General features: G+C 40.1%; 16 protein-coding genes and 1 rRNA gene. All 17 read left to right on the top strand.

The features are described 5' to 3' along the window. Window positions 1–231: 231 nt before the first annotated feature. Window positions 232–2,706: a stage II sporulation protein E gene (gene spoIIE / locus J7E66_RS11075; protein ID WP_215000037.1), complete on the top strand. Its 2,475-nt coding sequence runs from the start codon at window positions 232–234 to the stop codon at window positions 2,704–2,706. Between the two features lie 94 nt (window positions 2,707–2,800). Continuing rightward, the gene (locus J7E66_RS11070) at window positions 2,801–3,538 is read left to right on the top strand and encodes a vWA domain-containing protein (RefSeq protein WP_215000036.1); all 738 of its coding nucleotides are present in this window, start codon (window positions 2,801–2,803) and stop codon (window positions 3,536–3,538) included. Continuing rightward, window positions 3,507–4,520: a serine/threonine protein kinase gene (locus J7E66_RS11065; protein WP_215000080.1), complete on the top strand. Its 1,014-nt coding sequence runs from the start codon at window positions 3,507–3,509 to the stop codon at window positions 4,518–4,520. Before J7E66_RS11070 ends, J7E66_RS11065 begins: the two co-directional genes overlap by 32 nt. Window positions 4,521–4,719: 199 nt before the next feature. Then, window positions 4,720–6,105, top strand: coding sequence for a tRNA lysidine(34) synthetase TilS (gene tilS, locus J7E66_RS11060; protein ID WP_215000034.1), 1,386 nt, complete (start codon window positions 4,720–4,722; stop codon window positions 6,103–6,105). Between the two features lie 25 nt (window positions 6,106–6,130). After that, window positions 6,131–6,676: a hypoxanthine phosphoribosyltransferase gene (gene hpt / locus J7E66_RS11055; protein WP_214717301.1), complete on the top strand. Its 546-nt coding sequence runs from the start codon at window positions 6,131–6,133 to the stop codon at window positions 6,674–6,676. Between the two features lie 125 nt (window positions 6,677–6,801). Beyond that, window positions 6,802–8,742, top strand: a complete 1,941-nt coding sequence (gene ftsH / locus J7E66_RS11050) for an ATP-dependent zinc metalloprotease FtsH (RefSeq protein ID WP_215000032.1) — start codon at window positions 6,802–6,804, stop codon at window positions 8,740–8,742. Window positions 8,743–8,853: 111 nt separating this feature from the next. Continuing rightward, the gene (locus J7E66_RS11045; protein WP_215000030.1) at window positions 8,854–9,639 is read left to right on the top strand and encodes a type III pantothenate kinase; all 786 of its coding nucleotides are present in this window, start codon (window positions 8,854–8,856) and stop codon (window positions 9,637–9,639) included. A gap of 14 nt (window positions 9,640–9,653) precedes the next feature. Continuing rightward, window positions 9,654–10,532, top strand: a complete 879-nt coding sequence (gene hslO, locus J7E66_RS11040) for an Hsp33 family molecular chaperone HslO (RefSeq protein WP_215000028.1) — start codon at window positions 9,654–9,656, stop codon at window positions 10,530–10,532. Window positions 10,533–10,565: 33 nt separating this feature from the next. Continuing rightward, window positions 10,566–11,459 carry a peptidyl-prolyl cis-trans isomerase gene (locus J7E66_RS11035; RefSeq protein WP_215000026.1) on the top strand — a complete coding sequence of 298 codons (894 nt, stop codon included), beginning with the start codon at window positions 10,566–10,568 and terminating at the stop codon, window positions 11,457–11,459. Between the two features lie 147 nt (window positions 11,460–11,606). Then, window positions 11,607–12,536, top strand: a complete 930-nt coding sequence (cysK, locus tag J7E66_RS11030) for a cysteine synthase A (protein ID WP_215000024.1) — start codon at window positions 11,607–11,609, stop codon at window positions 12,534–12,536. A gap of 145 nt (window positions 12,537–12,681) precedes the next feature. Next, window positions 12,682–13,524, top strand: coding sequence for a dihydropteroate synthase (gene folP / locus J7E66_RS11025; protein WP_215000022.1), 843 nt, complete (start codon window positions 12,682–12,684; stop codon window positions 13,522–13,524). Next, window positions 13,517–13,876 carry a dihydroneopterin aldolase gene (gene folB, locus J7E66_RS11020; RefSeq protein ID WP_214717294.1) on the top strand — a complete coding sequence of 120 codons (360 nt, stop codon included), beginning with the start codon at window positions 13,517–13,519 and terminating at the stop codon, window positions 13,874–13,876. The genes folP and folB overlap by 8 nt, the downstream gene beginning before the upstream one ends. Before the next feature lie 2 nt (window positions 13,877–13,878). Beyond that, a complete protein-coding gene (gene folK, locus J7E66_RS11015; RefSeq protein WP_215000020.1) occupies window positions 13,879–14,406 on the top strand; it encodes a 2-amino-4-hydroxy-6-hydroxymethyldihydropteridine diphosphokinase in 528 nt (175 codons plus the stop codon). Beyond that, window positions 14,358–14,564, top strand: a complete 207-nt coding sequence (locus J7E66_RS11010; RefSeq protein WP_168241482.1) for a helix-turn-helix domain-containing protein — start codon at window positions 14,358–14,360, stop codon at window positions 14,562–14,564. Before folK ends, J7E66_RS11010 begins: the two co-directional genes overlap by 49 nt. 27 nt (window positions 14,565–14,591) lie before the next feature. Next, window positions 14,592–15,593 (top strand): tRNA dihydrouridine synthase DusB, encoded by a 1,002-nt coding sequence (gene dusB, locus J7E66_RS11005; RefSeq protein ID WP_215000018.1) that lies wholly within the window; start codon window positions 14,592–14,594, stop codon window positions 15,591–15,593. Window positions 15,594–15,783: 190 nt separating this feature from the next. Continuing rightward, window positions 15,784–17,268, top strand: a complete 1,485-nt coding sequence (lysS, locus tag J7E66_RS11000) for a lysine--tRNA ligase (protein ID WP_215000016.1) — start codon at window positions 15,784–15,786, stop codon at window positions 17,266–17,268. A 350-nt stretch (window positions 17,269–17,618) separates the two neighbouring features. Next, window positions 17,619–17,857, top strand: a 16S ribosomal RNA gene (locus tag J7E66_RS10995); the annotation flags it as partial.

The following is a 17,857-nucleotide window of genomic DNA, read 5'->3' as shown; positions in this document are numbered from 1 at the left end:
AATGGCCTGTCTTTTTTTGTTTTCCAATAAAAAAGTGTCAGGCACCATGTGAATTCTTCACATGGTGCCTGACACCCAATGATGACACCCAACGACACTAATTACTATTATTTGAATGATAATAGTGAAAACAGTCGAACGATTCTTTTTGCTTGTTCACTAATTTGACAAACTTTTCTGACTATTAATTTTATAATTATCTGAACGATGAAAGAATAGGGAGTGTGATTTATGGAAAAGACAAATGCTAGTTTCATAGAACCAGTCAGAGAAGTTAATCTTCATCCATCGAAATGGGCTTTGCAGAGTGGAATGAAAAAAGTTCAACTAATGCTAGAGTCCTTTTTCATAAAAAAGGGGTACCTGTTATTAATGGTGGGTTTTTTGCTGGGACGGGCCTTGATTTTGGCAAAGTTGACTCCGTTTTGCCTTCCCTTTTTTGCCTCTGTTTATTTAATTAAACGAGATCGGGCACCGCTTGCCTTGATCGGATTGATTATCGGTGCAGTGACCATTTCGCTAACAAATGCGGCTTTTACCTTCGTAGTTACGCTCAGCTACATGGTAGTTTTCCGAATATGTAAGAAATGGTTAAGGAATGAAATGAAATCGACACCTTTTATAGTCGGTATTGTGCTTGGGCTGGGGAAACTGGCTGAAGCGTTTATACTTTCACAGCAATTGACACTATATGATTTAATGATGGTCGGAGTTCAAACAAGTCTTGCTTTTATTTTGACGTTAATTTTTTTACAAAGTATCCCATTGCTAACCTTTAATAAAAGGAGACAATTGTTAAAAACGGAAGAAATCGTTTGTCTAATCATTATGCTCGCTTCGATTATGACGGGGACAATTGGCTGGAAGGTTTATGACCTATCGGTTGAGCATATTATGTCGAGATACCTAGTATTAGTGTTTTCTTTTATAGCTGGTGCAACAGTCGGTTCGACAGTGGGGGTCGTCACTGGGTTAATTTTTAGTCTTGCTAGCGTATCTAGTTTTTACCATATGAGTTTACTTGCTTTTTCAGGTGTCTTGGGGGGCTTGATGAAGGAAGGTAAAAAAATAGGTGTTTCAATTGGATTATTTATCGCTACGCTCCTAATTGGCATGTATGGGGAAGGCGGAGGGTCCATCCTGCTTACTGTATTGGAGTCAGCTGCGGCCATCTTCTTATTCCTCTTAACACCTCAGGTATTAACTTCTCGATTAGCAAAGTATATCCCTGGTACACCGGAGTACACAGCAGAGCAGCAAAAGTATATGCGTAAGATGCGCGATGTTACGGCACAGCGGGTTTCACAATTCTCTAATGTCTTCCATGCCTTGTCCAAAAGCTTTTCACAAATGGAAATCCAACCAAAAGAAGAGCAAAATGAACGTGAAATGGATTACTTTATGAGTAACGTAACCGAAAAAACTTGCCAAACATGCTTTAAGAAGGATCAATGCTGGGCGAACAATTTTAATACAACCTATGCCTATATGGAAGAAATTATTCATGAAATGGATCAAAACGACGGGAATATTTCTACTAAACTATCGCGAGAATGGGAAAAGATTTGTACACGATCAAAAAGAGTGTACGAATCGATTGGGCAAGAATTAACGTTTTTTCAAGCCAATCAAAAGTTGAAAAAGCAGGTTCAGGAAAGCCGCAGACTTGTTGCGGATCAATTGTTAGGTGTGTCTGAAGTGATGGATAATTTCGCGAAAGAGATCCAACGGGAAAGAGAAAACCACCACAAGCAGGAAGAACAAATTATGGAGGCCATGCAATCGTTCGGAATCCATATTGAACAAGTGGAAATCTATAGCCTTGAGCAAGGAAATGTCGATATTGAGATGTCTTTGCCATTTTGCGATGGCCATGGTGAATGTGACAAATTAATAGCACCGATGTTATCAGATATTCTCGGGGAAACCATTGTCGTTAATAAGGAAGAATGTGCAACCGTACCGAATGACCTTTGCCGTGTGACATTTAGATCATCAAAGGCGTTTACTGTAGAAACAGGAGTCGCCCATGCTGCCAAGGATGGGGGCCTTGTATCGGGAGACAGCTATTCGACCATTGAACTCGGATTAGGAAAATATGCGATTGCCATTAGTGATGGAATGGGAAATGGCGAGAGAGCCCATTACGAGAGTAAAGAAACACTGCTCCTATTACAAAAAATCCTCCAATCAGGAATCGAGGAGAAGGTAGCGATTAAATCTGTTAACTCGATCCTCTCGCTCCGGACGCAGGATGAAATTTTTTCTACATTAGATTTAGCGATGATTGATCTGCAAAATGCTTCAGCCAAGTTCCTTAAGATTGGATCTACACCAAGCTTTATTAAAAGAGGGAGTAAGATTATTAAAATTCAGGCAAGCAATCTGCCAATAGGAATGATTCAAGAATTTGAAGTGGATGTGGTCAGTGAACAACTAAAAGCTGGAGATTTACTAATTATGATGAGCGATGGGGTGTTTGAAGGTCCCTTGCATGTAGAAAATTATGATTTATGGATGAAAAGAAAATTACAAGGATTAGAGACAGATAATCCGCAGGAGATAGCTGATTTAATTCTCGAGGAAGTCATTCGATCGAGATCTGAAATCATCCATGATGATATGACTGTGACCGTAGCGAAAATAAAACATAATACACCGAAATGGGCCTCCATTCCTGTTCCCAAATTGAAACGGCAGGCCTAATAGAGTATTTTACACCGTCTCTCATTAAAATATGTATAAATCATTTAGATCCCGTCGAAAATGGTACCAATACATGTTGTGAAGGGAGAAGGTTATGTATACAGGCAAAATTCGCCAAATTTTACTAATTACCGATGGATGTTCCAATCAAGGGGACGATCCAATTGCCATGGCTGCACTAGCGAAAGAACAAGGAATCACTGTTAATGTCATCGGTGTGATGGAGCAGGATACCATTGATGAAAAAGGAATGACTGAAATTGATGGGATCGCGATGTCAGGCGGGGGAGTCAGTCAGATTGTCTATGCCCAGCAGCTCTCACAAACAGTGCAAATGGTAACCCGTAAGGCGATGAACCAAACGATTCAGGGTGTGGTTAACCGTGAATTGCAACAAATTTTGGGACGTTTACAAACAATGGAAGACCTCCCGCCTGAAAAACGCGGGGAAGTGATGGAGGTTGTCGATGAATTAGGAGAAACTGTCGAATTAGAAGTGTTGATTCTTGTCGATACAAGCGCAAGTATGAAACACAAACTTCCGACAGTTAAAGAAGCCCTGCTTGACCTCTCGCTAAGCTTGAACGCTCGAACAGGAGATAATCAATTTTCGGTTTATGTATTTCCCGGGAAAAAGAAAGATGTCGAAAAATTGCTGGATTGGACCCCTAAACTGCAAACTCTGACAAGTGTATTCTCCCAGTTGTCCACTGGAGGAATAACACCGACAGGACCAGCGTTACGGACAGCGCTATCCTCTTTCGAAGAAAAACAATCTCTAAGGAGCCTGCTTTCACGTGATGATGAATCATACTTTGAAGAGTCAATGTAAGGTAAGCCAAGGGACAATCATTTCAGGGAAATGGCATTTAAAAAAGTATAAAATTATTAAGGAACTTGGATTTGGAGCAAACGGGGTGGTCTACCTTGCTGAGCATAATAGCACTCAAGTCGCTTTAAAAATGAGTGATAATGGTATGTCAATCACTTCTGAGGTAAATGTTTTAAAATCCTTAGCAAAGGTCCAGGGACCCCCAACCCTTGGACCTTCTTTGCTTGATGTCGATGATTGGCAGAGTAATAACGGACGCATTTCCTTTTATGTGATGGAATATATCCAAGGACCAGACTTTTTAACTTTTTTACAACAAAAGGGGAAATCCTGGACAAGTGTTTTATTTTTGCAGCTTTTAAATGATTTAGACAAGCTTCATGAAAATGGCTGGGTATTCGGGGACCTAAAGCCAGAAAACTTAATCGTCACAGGTCCTCCTCCAAAAATAAGATGCATTGATGTTGGCGGCACGACCATTCAAGGAAGAGCGATTAAGGAATTCACGGAGTTCTATGACCGCGGTTATTGGGGACTGGGGTCTAGGAAAGCTGAGCCTTCCTATGACCTGTTTGCAGTGGCAATGATTATGATTAATACCGCCTATCCCAAAAGATTAACGAAAACCAGTGGAGGAATATCGCAATTAAGAGATGCGATCCGACAGAAGCCGGAACTGCTAGCGTGGGAAAAGGTCATCCTAAGAGCACTTCAAGGCCATTATAGCGGCGCTAAACAAATGAGAGCAGACTTATTAGATCTTATGGTCGATAAAAAAATGCCCGATCCGCTATTAAAGCCCATTGGTCCGACCAAACCTTCCCAAAAACAGCCGCCCCGGCCAGATTTAAAAGGGAACCAGCCTGTAACAAGGCAGCACTATCGGAAAAGGAAAAAAAAGAGTGGCTGGATGGAATTTTGGTTAATAGCGATCGTGTTAGGTCTTTTATATGGATGGTACACATTTAATAAATTGCTGTAATTGTTGAAACTATTCTCAAGGTCATTCGTATAAGAAGAAAGGTTATTTAATACGTAGTTCTTTAAGAGGATAAATAGGAAAAATTTCTAAGGATTTTGTAATGCCAATGCTTTGATAGTTTATTCGTAAAAGTGGTAGACTAATGTTATTCTAAACGTTTTAATGCTTTAAACTTTGTTTTAAGAAAGAGTGCAATCATATGTTGGAATCTAAGGTCAAGGCCTTTCTTAGTCACCAGGGATTCAGATTAGAATCCAAAAAGATTGTCATTGGTGTTTCGGGAGGCCCGGATTCGCTAGCGCTGCTTTACTTTTTGCTCGCGGAAAAAGAGAAACAAAACCTTTCCCTGGTTGTAGCCCATGTAGACCATATGTTTCGTGGTCAGGAGTCCTATGAGGATGCGCTGTTCGTCAAAGCATTTTGTGAACAGAATAATCTTCCGTTTGAGATGACTCGCGTCAATGTCCCAGAAATTATGGAAAGCACAGGAAAAAGTTCGCAAATCGCCGCAAGAGATGTAAGGTATGAGTTTTTTTCGAAGATTATGGAAAAGTATCAGTATCGATTTTTAGCCCTTGCACATCATGGTGATGATCAAATCGAAACCATGCTAATGAGATTAACAAGAGGCAGTGCGGGACTGGCTCGAGCGGGTATTCCTTTTTCGAGGCCATTTGAACAGGGAACCATTTTTCGTCCATTTTTAGGATTGGAAAGGGCTGATATTCAGGAATATTGCCTAAATCATAACCTAAGCCCGCGAATAGATCCGAGTAACGAGAAAGGGATCTATAGTAGAAATCGCTTTCGAAAAGAAGTTGTCCCTTTTTTAAAAAAGGAAAATCCACATGTGCATGAACATTTTCAACGGTTTAGCGAGGAATTAAAAAGTGATGAAACCTTTCTTCTGGAGTTAACTGTCCAACGAATGAATACAGTTATGACAAAAAAGGAAGAAAGTGAAATTAGCATTGACATTAAACGCTTTCTTGAAGTGCCTATACCTTTACAAAGGCGAGGGATTCAACTAATATTAAACTATCTTTACAAAGAAATACCAGCTTCATTATCTGCCGTACATATCGATCAAGTATTTTTCATAATTAATCATCCTCACCCATCAGGTCAACTTGATTTGCCCAATGGTTTAAAAGTTTCCCGTTCCTATCATTCCCTTTCCTTCCAACTTCAACTAACCGAGGTTGAGTCATATCATTTTGAAATGACAGAGCCTGGAACGATTTTATTGCCAAATGGCGGGGAAATTAGCAGCAAATATATGGAGGGGGGCATTCCAACGGCAAGTCCATACACTGCCGTGTTTCATACAAGCAGTATTCAGTGGCCGATTATCATTCGTTCAAGGAAAATGGGTGATCGGATGACAATTAAGGGAATGCAAGGATCGAAAAAGTTAAAAGCCATATTTATTGATCAGAAAATACCAGTTCATGATCGAAATATGTGGCCTGTACTCACCGACAAAGAAGGTTCTATTATCTGGCTTCCAGGTTTAAAAAAATCTTCTCTTGAAGGCATAGATTACTCAGCTAAACAATATATACTATTCAAATATCAAAAGTAACGATCTTCTAGGGGGCACATTTAGAATGAAACAGGATATTGAAAAGGTCTTAGTAACAGAAGAAGAGATTCAAATTAAAATCCGGGAGTTAGCTGGACAGTTAACGGAAGAGTATCAGGATCGATTCCCGCTTGCCATAGGTGTTCTAAAAGGTGCAATGCCGTTTATGGCTGATTTATTAAAACGGATGGATTGCTACCTTGAAATGGACTTTATGGATGTTTCCAGTTACGGAACTGGGCTTGTTTCTTCCGGAGAAGTAAAAATCCTCAAGGACCTAGATACATCTGTAGAAGGCAGAGACATTCTAATTATCGAGGATATAATCGATAGCGGTCTCACACTTAGTTATTTGGTTGACCTATTTAAATATCGGAAAGCAAAATCGATCAAGATTGTAACATTGCTTGATAAACCAACTGGTAGAAAAAGTGCAATTAAAGCTGATTATGTTTGTTTTATTGTGCCAGATGAATTTGTTGTTGGATATGGCTTGGATTATATTGAAAAATATCGAAACCTTCCATATATCGGTGTCTTAAAACCTGAAGTATACAGCAATAATCTTTAAGATACTTATTAGCTCATTCCTAAAGCAATATATAAAGCTTTAAGCATGAGAGTAATTCCTTGAATTAGTAATATTTTCTATGATACCATTTAGTATAGTTTGCCTATCGTGGGAGGAGGTAAGAGATGAATCGGATTTTCCGTAATACCATCTTTTATTTATTGATATTTTTAGTCATTATTGGTGTGGTGAGTTTCTTTAATGGAAGCAATGAACAAACAGATCATATTTCATATGATAAGTTTGTAACGCAATTAGAAAATGGCGAAGTGAAATCATTTTCAATGCAGCCTGAACGAGGCGTTTATGAAGTTCGTGGTGAGTTAGAAGCGAAAAGTAAAAAATTCATAACCTATATTCCAAACAGCGAAAAGATTCTTGACCGAATTGATAAAGCGGATTCTAAAGTGGAAGTAATGCCTGCCAAGGAAACAAGCGGATGGGTGACTTTCTTTACATCGATTATTCCGTTTGTGATTATCTTTATTTTATTTTTCTTCTTACTAAACCAAGCCCAAGGCGGCGGCAGCCGTGTGATGAACTTTGGTAAATCTAAGGCGAAGCTTTATAATGATGATAAGAAAAAGGTTCGTTTTAGAGATGTAGCTGGTGCGGATGAAGAAAAAGCAGAATTAGTTGAAGTGGTAGAATTCTTAAAGGATCCGCGGAAATATGCCGAACTGGGTGCACGTATTCCAAAAGGAGTGCTTCTAGTAGGCCCTCCAGGTACTGGTAAAACATTGCTTGCTAGAGCCACTGCAGGAGAAGCTGGCGTTCCGTTTTTCTCGATAAGCGGTTCAGATTTCGTTGAAATGTTTGTCGGGGTCGGAGCTTCCCGTGTTCGTGATCTATTTGAAAATGCCAAGAAAAATGCACCTTGTATTATTTTTATTGATGAAATTGATGCAGTTGGACGTCAACGTGGCGCTGGACTAGGCGGCGGACATGATGAACGTGAACAAACCTTGAACCAATTGCTTGTTGAGATGGATGGTTTTGGGGCAAATGAAGGAATTATCATTATTGCTGCTACAAACCGTGCCGATATTTTGGATCCAGCCCTTTTACGTCCTGGTCGTTTCGACCGACAAATTACCGTGGACCGTCCGGATGTGATCGGACGTGAAGCAGTACTTAAAGTACATGCACGTAATAAACCGTTAGATGAATCTGTAAACTTAAAGAATATTGCGATGCGTACACCAGGCTTTTCAGGTGCTGACTTAGAGAACTTATTGAATGAGGCGGCATTAGTTGCAGCACGAAGCAGTAAGAAGAAAATCGATATGGAAGATATTGATGAAGCGACCGACCGGGTAATTGCAGGGCCAGCTAAAAAGAGCAGGGTTATTTCTCAAAAGGAACGTAATATCGTTGCATTCCATGAGGGCGGCCATACGGTAATTGGTTTGGTGCTAGATGAAGCCGACATGGTCCACAAAGTTACTATCGTACCTCGTGGTCAGGCAGGCGGATATGCTGTCATGCTGCCTAGAGAAGACCGTTACTTTATGACGAAGCCTGAGTTGCTTGATAAAATTGTTGGTTTACTCGGTGGGCGTGTGGCGGAAGAGATTGTCTTTGGTGAAGTAAGTACTGGAGCCCACAACGATTTCCAACGCGCTACGGGAATTGCTCGTAAGATGGTAACTGAATATGGTATGAGTGAAAAGCTTGGGCCGCTTCAGTTTGGTCAAGGTTCAGGCGGTCAGGTATTCTTAGGCCGTGACATTCATAATGAGCAAAATTATTCCGATGCGATTGCTTATGAAATTGACTTGGAAGTGCAAAGAATTATCAAGGAATGTTACGCTCGAGCTAAAGTCATTCTCACTGAAAATCGTGACAAGCTTGATCTCATTGCGAAGACACTTCTTGAAGTTGAAACCCTTGTTGCTGAACAAATTAAATATTTAGTTGACCATGGTCATATGCCAGCGCCTAATGTCGCTTTAGAAGCCGTTAAAATCGGTCCGAAAAAAGTAGAAGACGTGAAGGTTAATATCAATACGAAAAAGGAAGAGGTTGAGCCGCTTAGCCCTCCTGATGAAACAGATAATAAATAAATAGTCGAAAGAGTGCTTCATTGAAGCGCTCTTTTTTTTTTATCAAAAAACATATTTATGTTATTATGTTTTCAGTATAGAAGAGAATAATCTGAAAAGTGAGTGATAGATGTGATTTTCGTATTTGATGTAGGGAATACCAATATTGTTCTGGGTGTTTATGATCGTGAGGAACTTAAATATCATTGGCGTGTAGAAACAAATAGAAATCGTACGGAAGATGAGTTTGGAATGAACATTAAAGCATTGTTTGATCATGTTGGCCTCTCTTTTTCAGATATTGATGGCATTATTATTTCCTCTGTCGTTCCACCAATTATGTTTGCGCTGGAAAGAATGTGTCAAAAGTATTTTCATGTGAAGCCGTTCGTTGTTGGACCAGGGATTAAAACGGGTTTAAATATTAAATATGAAAATCCAAGAGAAGTTGGGGCGGACAGAATTGTTAATGCTGTTGCCGCTATCCACGAATATGGCAGTCCCTTGATTATTGTCGATTTTGGAACCGCAACAACTTATTGTTATGTGAATGAGGAACGCCAATATATGGGTGGTGCGATTGCCGCGGGAGTGGGTATTTCAACAGAGGCCCTTTATTCGAGAGCGTCAAAATTGCCGAGAATTGAAATAGCCCGCCCTGAAGGGGTAATCGGCAAAAATACCGTGGCGGCGATGCAGGCTGGTATTGTCTACGGGTATGTAGGACAGGTAGAGGGCATCGTAAAGAGGATGATGGAGCAAAGCGAGAAGAAGCCAACGGTGATTGCGACAGGCGGACTAGCTAATTTAATTGCCCAAGAATCAACCATTATTGATATTGTTGATCCATTTTTAACTTTAAAAGGTTTACAGCTTATCTATAAGAGAAACGTGGATATCCTAAAGAATAACAGCTAGAAGGGGGTTTATAAATGAAGGATTATCTAGTAAAAGCACTTGCCTATGATGGAAATATTCGAGCCTATGCCGTTCGTACAACAGAAACGGTAAGTGAGGCGCAAAGGCGCCATCAAACCTGGCGGACGGCATCAGCTGCACTCGGCCGCACGATGACCGCAGGGGTAATGATGGGGGCTATGCTAAAGGGTGAGGATAAATTAACAATTAAAATCAACGGTGGCGGCCCGATTGGCCCAATTGTTGTTGATAGCAATGCTAAAGGGGAAGTCCGCGGGTATGTAACCAACCCAGAAGTTGATTTTGAATCAACTGAAAATGGCAAGCTTGATGTCCGCCGCGCGGTCGGTATTGAAGGGACACTTGCGGTTGTCAAGGATGTGGGTCTGCGTGACTTTTTCTCTGGACAGGTTCCGTTAGAATCAGGTGAATTAGGAGAAGACTTTACGTATTACTTTGCGACCTCTGAGCAAACTCCTTCTTCGGTGGGTGTCGGTGTTTTAGTAAATCCCGATGATAGCATTTTGGCAGCAGGCGGGTTTATTTTTCAATTAATGCCTGGGACACCGGAACGCATCATTTCAAATCTGGAAGAAAGATTAAAAACCATTGAGCCCATTTCCAAATTAATTGAACGAGGTTTAACACCAGAACAAATCCTCGAAGAGCTTTTTGGAAAAGAGCATGTAAAGGTCTTAGAAACGATGCCAGTGGGCTTTGAATGTAATTGCTCTAAAGAACGCTTTGCTAATGCGATTGTTAGCTTAGGGGCAGCAGAGATCCATGCCATGATTGAAGAAGATGGACAGGCTGAGGCTCATTGTCACTTTTGCAATGAAAAGTACCTCTTTTCGAGCGATGAATTAGAAGAACTGAAAAAGGATGCAAAGTAAGGTGCTTACGCTTTTCTGATTGGGGGAGAGACGTTGGGGAGGAAGCAACTTTGGATGGTTATTGCGGCCCTGATCATGGTTAATTGCCTAACAATCGCCTTTTTTTTATCAAAGGCAAATCTGGCAGGCGGAGCAGTAATGAATGAAGAGGCAGTTGCAACCGTCGGGAAAAAAACAATCCTAAGACAAGAATGGCTGAATGAACTAGAAGCTAGATATGGAAAAGATGTTTTAAAAGAAATGGTCGATCAAAAGGTCATAGAGGAAATGGCAGCGAAATATAAAATTAAAATAACCAATCAAGATGTTGAACGTGAATATAGAATGCTGCAAGCCACCTATAATTCTTTGAGTAAACAGAGCGTAAAGAATGAAGAGAAGTGGAAGGAACAAATCCGAAGCAACCTCCTTTTAGAGGAACTTTTAACAAAAGATGTCGAGGTCTCAAACGATGAATTAAGTAACTATTATAAAAAAAATAAAGAGCTTTTTCATGTGCTGCCTGCCTTTCATTTATCACATATTGTTGTGAGTACAGAGGAAGAAGCAGACCAGGCCTTACAGGAATTAGCACAAGGTTCGGACTTTTCGACATTAGCGATGGAACGTTCGATTGAGGAGTTTTCTGCTAATGAAGGCGGAGATATAGGATACCTTAGTGAGGAAGATGAACGCTACCCGGTCCAATATATCCAAATAGCTAAGGAATTAAAGAAAGGCGCCTACAGTATGCCAATCAAGGTAGACCAAGGCTATGCGATCATTAAGCTAGAAGGAAAAATAAATGGAAAGAAATATTCCTTTGAAGATGTAAAAGAGCAAATTCGGCGCCAAATTGCTCTAGAACAAATGAAAACCCCAGCTGCTGCTTCTACTTTTTGGAATGATGCTCAGGTGGATTGGTTTTACGGTAAAGAAGGAAACTAAAAACACAATGTTATTACTGTGTTTTTTCTTTCTAAAATTTGAAATATTGTAAAAATAGCCAAACAAAACGATTGACAAACTAAGTATAAAACTGGTAAATTAAATTATATAAATCCAATCAAATTACTCGGAATAGGGGTGCTCTATATGGTTCGTGTTGCAAATTCAGTTGCCGATTTAGTCGGTCAAACGCCTATCGTTAAATTAAACAGATTAGTAGATGAAAATAGTGCAGAGGTTTATTTAAAACTTGAATATTTTAATCCTGGAAGCAGTGTAAAGGATCGTATCGCTTTAGCTATGATTGAAGCAGCAGAAGAACAAGGTTTAATTAAACCTGGTGTTGATACCATTATTGAGCCTACAAGTGGAAATACTGGAATTGGACTTGCTATGATTGCTGCAGCAAAAGGTTACAAGGCCGTTTTTGTTATGCCTGAAACGATGAGTTTGGAAAGAAGGAATCTACTTCGTGCTTACGGTGCGGAACTTGTGTTAACACCTGGTCCAGCTGGTATGAAGGGTGCTATTGCTAAGGCAGAAGAATTAGTACAGGAACATGGTTATTTCTTACCGCAGCAATTTAAGAACCAAGCGAATCCTGAAGTTCATAGGAGAACAACAGGTAAAGAAATCGTTGAACAAATGGATCAATTAGATGCATTTGTTTCAGGAATCGGAACTGGAGGAACGATCTCTGGAGCAGGAAGTGTTCTTCGTGAAAAATTCCCTGAAATAAAAATCGTTGCTATTGAACCAACAGATTCACCTGTTCTTTCTGGCGGATCACCTGGCCCGCATAAGCTCCAAGGTCTTGGAGCAGGATTTATTCCAGAAACCTTAAATACTGATATTTATGATGAAGTGATTCAAGTTGGAACGGAAGATGCTTTTGCTGCAGCAAGACGTGCAGCTAAAGAAGAAGGAATTCTTGGTGGTATTTCTTCAGGAGCAGCAATCCATGCTGCATTAGAAGTTGCGAAGAAACTTGGAAAAGGTAAAAAGGTTCTAGCAATTATTCCTGATAACGGTGAACGTTATTTAAGTACAGTGCTTTACCAGTATGATGCTGAATAAATAGTAAAGTGGAAACGCCGCTGGGCGTTGAAATTAGACAATTAAAGAGAGGCGTCGGCTTACCGATGCTTCTTTTTTTTGTAAACTAATTAAGATTTCATGTATGATAAAAAGAGTGAAAAAAGCCTGTATAGGAGGATTAGGTATGAGAGCAACTCAAGAACAAATCAAATGTGGACCATATACCTTGGATAGTAGTAAAAAGACCATTATTATGGGCATTTTAAATGCAACTCCAGATTCCTTTTCAGATGGCGGCAAATTTAATCATGTTGACATGGCTGTGGAACGAGCAAAAGAAATGGTCACAAATGGGGCTGATATCATTGATATCGGCGGTGAATCGACACGGCCTGGCTTTGCAGCGGTTCCCCTCGAGGAAGAACTCAAACGGGTAATCCCGGTAATTGAGGCTATCGCTAAGCATGTCGATGTACCAATCTCGATTGATACGTATAAGGCAGAAGTGGCAAAGCGGTCAATTGAAGCAGGCGCCCATATAATCAATGATGTATGGGGGGCAAAAGCCGATGAAAAAATGGGTCAAGTTGCTGCAGACTACGGTGTTCCAATCGTGCTTATGCATAATCGTCATGACCGAAACTATAAGGTTTTCATGAGAGATGTCATTAATGATCTTTATGAAAGTATAACGATTGTCAAAAATGCAGGTGTAACGGATGAAAATATTATTCTCGACCCTGGTATCGGTTTTGCGAGAGATTACCAAGAAAATCTGCTAACTATGCAGAATTTAGATACATTTGTTAAACTGGGCTATCCAGTATTATTAGGGACATCCAGAAAAACAATGATTGGACAGGCGTTAGATCTTCCAGTTCACGAAAGAATGGAAGGTACAGGAGCAACGATTTGTTATGGAATCCAAAAGGGCTGCCACATAATACGTGTTCACGATGTCAAGGAAATGAGCAGGATGGCAAAAATGATGGATGCCCTAATGGGAAAGGGTGAACTGATTGGATAAAATTTATGTCAATCGAATGGAGTTTTACGGCTACCATGGTGTTTTCCCGGAAGAGACTCGGCTGGGACAGCGATTTGAGGTTGATTTATCCGTTTCCCTTGATTTAAAAAAAGCAGGCGAAACAGATGAACTGGAGCACTCAGTAAATTATGCTGAGTTATACCAAGTATGTAAGGAAATAATCGAGGGGCAGCCGTATAAGTTAGTCGAAGCTGTTGCAGAAAGCATTGCTTCAAACGTCCTGATGGGGTTTCCACTTGTATCCGAGGTTACAGTAACCGTGATTAAGCCAAATCCGCCGATTTCGGGCCATTACAGGTCTGTTGCAGTAGAAATTACAAGGAGAAGATAAAAGTGGAAAACACAGCATTTATTGCCCTTGGATCGAATCTAGGAAACCGATATGATAATTTAACGGGTGCAATCAAAAAATTAACAAGCTATTCTGATCTTCACTTGGTAAATTACTCCTCTATTTACGAAACAGATCCGGTTGGCTATGAAGACCAAGACTTATTTTTGAATATGATAATTGAGATTCAGACGGCATTAAGTCCAATGGAATTGCTGGATTTATGCTTAAAAATCGAATTGGAACTTGGGAGAAAAAGGGAAATAAAGTGGGGTCCGCGAACAATAGACCTTGACATTCTTACCTTTAACCAAGAAAATATTGAAAGCGAGAGGCTCATAGTTCCACATCCGAGGATGTTAGAACGGGCTTTTGTAATTATTCCACTTTTAGAGATCATTCACGACAGTCCATTTTTAAAGATAAATAAATTGCTTGAATCATCGTTAGAAGAATTACCTGATAAAGAAGGAGTCCGAATATGGAAGCGGAAAAATGGGGAAGACGGATTCGTGCCTATCGGAAGCTAAAGGGCTTTACACAAGAAGGCTTTTCGAAGGAACTAGGTGTATCTGTATCGATCTTAGGAGAGATTGAAAGAGGAAATCGCCTGCCTGCAGTTGACCTGCTTGAGAGAATTGCGCATTCATTAAAAATAAGTATAGATGATTTAACTCCTAAGGAATAAGTTCATCAAAGAATAGGAGGTAGTTTCATGTTGAAAATTGGCGAAATTGAAATGAAGAATCCAGTAGTTTTAGCTCCAATGGCTGGGGTATGTAACTCTGCATTCCGTCTAACGGTGAAAGAGTTCGGTGCTGGTTTAGTTTGTGCAGAGATGGTAAGCGATAAAGGTATCGTTTATAAAAACGAAAAAACAATGAATATGCTCTACATCGATGAGCGTGAAAAACCGCTTAGTTTGCAAATTTTTGGCGGCAAAAGGGAAACGCTTGTCGAAGCAGCCAAATTTGTTGATAAGAATACCAATGCTGATATTATCGATATTAATATGGGCTGCCCTGTTCCAAAAATCACTAAATGTGATGCGGGAGCGAAATGGCTTCTTGATCCAAATAAAATCTACGAGATGGTTTCTGCGGTAGTTGCGGAAGTGGAAAAGCCTGTTACAGTGAAAATGCGGATGGGCTGGGATGAACAGCATATTTTTGCTGTTAAAAATGCCCAAGCAGTCGAACGCGCAGGAGGAAAGGCTGTGTCGCTTCATGGTCGAACGCGTGTTCAAATGTATGAAGGAAAAGCTAACTGGGATATCATCCGTGAAGTAAAGCAAAACCTTAACATTCCGTTAATTGGGAATGGGGACGTCCAGACACCGCAGGATGCCAAACGAATGCTCGAGGAAACTGGTGTGGACGGAGTCATGATTGGAAGAGCTGCATTAGGAGATCCATGGATGATTTATCGTACCGTACAATATTTAGAATCTGGGATATTAATGCCTCAACCAACTGTTAGAGAAAAGATTGATGTATGTATTCTTCATCTTGACCGATTAATCGCTCTAAAAAATGAAAATATTGCGGTTCGCGAAATGCGCAAGCATACTGCTTGGTATTTAAAAGGGGTCCGCGGCAACGCTAAAGTTCGTAATGCTATTAATGAGTGTGAAACAAGAGGTCACTTAGTGACATTATTAAACGACTTAGTGTTAGAAGTTGAAGAAAAAGAACAAAGTCAGTTGATTGTAGGGTAAATTTGTCACTTAAAGTGTCTTTTTCTATACTAATTGGATGCTGCCAGTGAAATAACTGGCAGTTTTTATTTTATTAAGATCTTTTTTGATGTCTGAAACTATAAGTTTGTGTAAAATAATAAAGTATGTAGAAAAATGGATGGATTAATAAAAGCATTTTACATAATAAATGATTATTGGAGTGGATTTTATGAGTCAGGAAGATTTAAATGACCAATTAAGGGTCAGACGTGAAAAAATGAACACCATGCGCGAAAATGGTCTTGATCCATTTGGTAAGCGTTTTGACCGTTCACACAATACAAATGAATTGATTGAGCAATATGGAGAATTAGAAAAAGAAGACATCGAAGCAAAAAACATGTCTGTTTCTTTAGCAGGCCGAATTATGACGAAGCGTGGAAAAGGTAAAGCAGGTTTTGCACATGTTCAAGATTTAACGGGTCAAATTCAAGTATATGTTCGTCAGGATGCTATTGGTGAAGAGAATTACAAACTATTTGATACCGCTGATCTAGGGGATATTATTGGGGTAACTGGAACATTATTTAAAACAAAAGTGGGAGAGCTATCCGTAAAGGTAGAAAACTTTGTGTTCTTAACAAAGGCATTGCGTCCGCTGCCTGATAAGTTCCATGGACTTAAAGATGTAGAACAGCGCTACCGTCAGCGTTATTTGGATTTAATTATGAGCCAAGAAAGTAAGGCGACATTTATTGCGAGAAGCCGTATTATTCAATCGATGCGTCGTTATTTAGATGACCATGGTTATTTAGAAGTTGAAACACCTATGATGCATTCTATCGCTGGGGGTGCGTCCGCACGTCCGTTCATTACGCATCATAATGCTCTCGATATGCCGTTGTTTATGAGGATTGCCATCGAGCTTCACTTAAAGCGGTTAATTGTCGGCGGTCTAGAAAAGGTTTATGAAATTGGCCGTGTATTCCGGAATGAAGGGGTCTCTACCCGTCATAACCCAGAATTCACAATGATTGAACTTTACGAAGCCTACGCAGATTATCGCGATATCATGAGTCTTACTGAGAATTTAATCGCCCACATTGCTAAAGAAGTAGTTGGTTCCACTACAATTCAATATGGGGATTATGAAGTAGACCTTAAACCGGAATGGAAAAGACTTCACATGGTTGATGCCATCAAGGAATACACGGGTGCAGATTTCTGGAAAGAGATGAGTGTGGAAGAGGCTCGTGAACTTGCTAAAGAACATGGTGTCGAAATTAATAACAACATGCTTTATGGTCACATTGTAAATGAATTCTTTGAGCAAAAAGTAGAGGAAATGTTAATCCAGCCTACGTTTATTTACGGCCATCCAGTAGAAATTTCGCCGCTTGCGAAGAAAAATGATGAGGATCCGCGATTTACAGATCGTTTTGAATTATTTATTGTAGCGCGTGAACATGCAAACGCGTTTACAGAGCTTAATGATCCGATTGATCAAAGAGAACGTTTCGAAGCGCAATTAAAGGAACGAGAACAAGGGAATGACGAAGCCCATATGATGGATGATGACTTCGTTGAAGCTCTGGAGTATGGTATGCCGCCTACTGGAGGATTAGGAATCGGAATAGACCGCATAGTTATGCTGCTGACTAATTCACCATCTATCCGTGACGTACTGTTATTCCCGTTAATGCGTCATAAGTAATATCTTTAGAAAGTGCCGGTGCCACTGGCACTTTTTTTATTGCTTGTAGCCTTGAAGAGTTAGAATATTTTTACTTCGTAATTTTATATAAAAAAATAATAAATACTATTGCACTAGGTCTTTAATGGTGGTATATTAATATCTGTTGCTGCGAGGCAGTGATGACAAGATAAAAGAAATAAAAAAAGTTATTGACTTTACATTGATAACTTGGTAAGATTATAAAGTCGCTTTTAGGCGATAGAGAAAATTGTTCTTTGAAAACTAAACAAACAAAATCGTGCAAACAAACAAAATTTTTAGTTTCAATTAAGAAACTAAGCCAACGTAACAAAATGAGCTAATCAACTTTCTTGGAGAGTTTGATCCTGGCTCAGGACGAACGCTGGCGGCGTGCCTAATACATGCAAGTCGAGCGAATCAATAGGAGCTTGCTCCTGTTGGTTAGCGGCGGACGGGTGAGTAACACGTGGGCAACCTGCCTGTAAGACTGGGATAACACCGGGAAACCGGTGCTAATACCGGATAATCCTTTTCCTCTCATGAGGAAAAGCTGAAAGTCGGTTTCGGCTGACACTTACAGATGGGC

The organism is Bacillus sp. ISL-7 (genome assembly GCF_018613065.1).
Note: the sequence above shows the minus strand (reverse complement) of the source record. Positions and strands in the feature narration are given on the sequence as shown.

Excerpts from the sequence above, each read along its gene's own strand:
- spoIIE (WP_215000037.1), top strand. The coding sequence starts at position 232 with ATGGAAAAGACAAATGCTAGTTTCATAGAACCAGTCAGAGAAGTTAAT.
- J7E66_RS11070 (WP_215000036.1), top strand. The coding sequence starts at position 2,801 with ATGTATACAGGCAAAATTCGCCAAATTTTACTAATTACCGATGGATGT.
- J7E66_RS11065 (WP_215000080.1), top strand. The coding sequence starts at position 3,507 with ATGATGAATCATACTTTGAAGAGTCAATGTAAGGTAAGCCAAGGGACA.
- tilS (WP_215000034.1), top strand. The coding sequence starts at position 4,720 with ATGTTGGAATCTAAGGTCAAGGCCTTTCTTAGTCACCAGGGATTCAGA.
- hpt (WP_214717301.1), top strand. The coding sequence starts at position 6,131 with ATGAAACAGGATATTGAAAAGGTCTTAGTAACAGAAGAAGAGATTCAA.
- ftsH (WP_215000032.1), top strand. The coding sequence starts at position 6,802 with ATGAATCGGATTTTCCGTAATACCATCTTTTATTTATTGATATTTTTA.
- hslO (WP_215000028.1), top strand. The coding sequence starts at position 9,654 with ATGAAGGATTATCTAGTAAAAGCACTTGCCTATGATGGAAATATTCGA.
- cysK (WP_215000024.1), top strand. The coding sequence starts at position 11,607 with ATGGTTCGTGTTGCAAATTCAGTTGCCGATTTAGTCGGTCAAACGCCT.
- folP (WP_215000022.1), top strand. The coding sequence starts at position 12,682 with ATGAGAGCAACTCAAGAACAAATCAAATGTGGACCATATACCTTGGAT.
- J7E66_RS11010 (WP_168241482.1), top strand. The coding sequence starts at position 14,358 with ATGGAAGCGGAAAAATGGGGAAGACGGATTCGTGCCTATCGGAAGCTA.
- dusB (WP_215000018.1), top strand. The coding sequence starts at position 14,592 with ATGTTGAAAATTGGCGAAATTGAAATGAAGAATCCAGTAGTTTTAGCT.
- lysS (WP_215000016.1), top strand. The coding sequence starts at position 15,784 with ATGAGTCAGGAAGATTTAAATGACCAATTAAGGGTCAGACGTGAAAAA.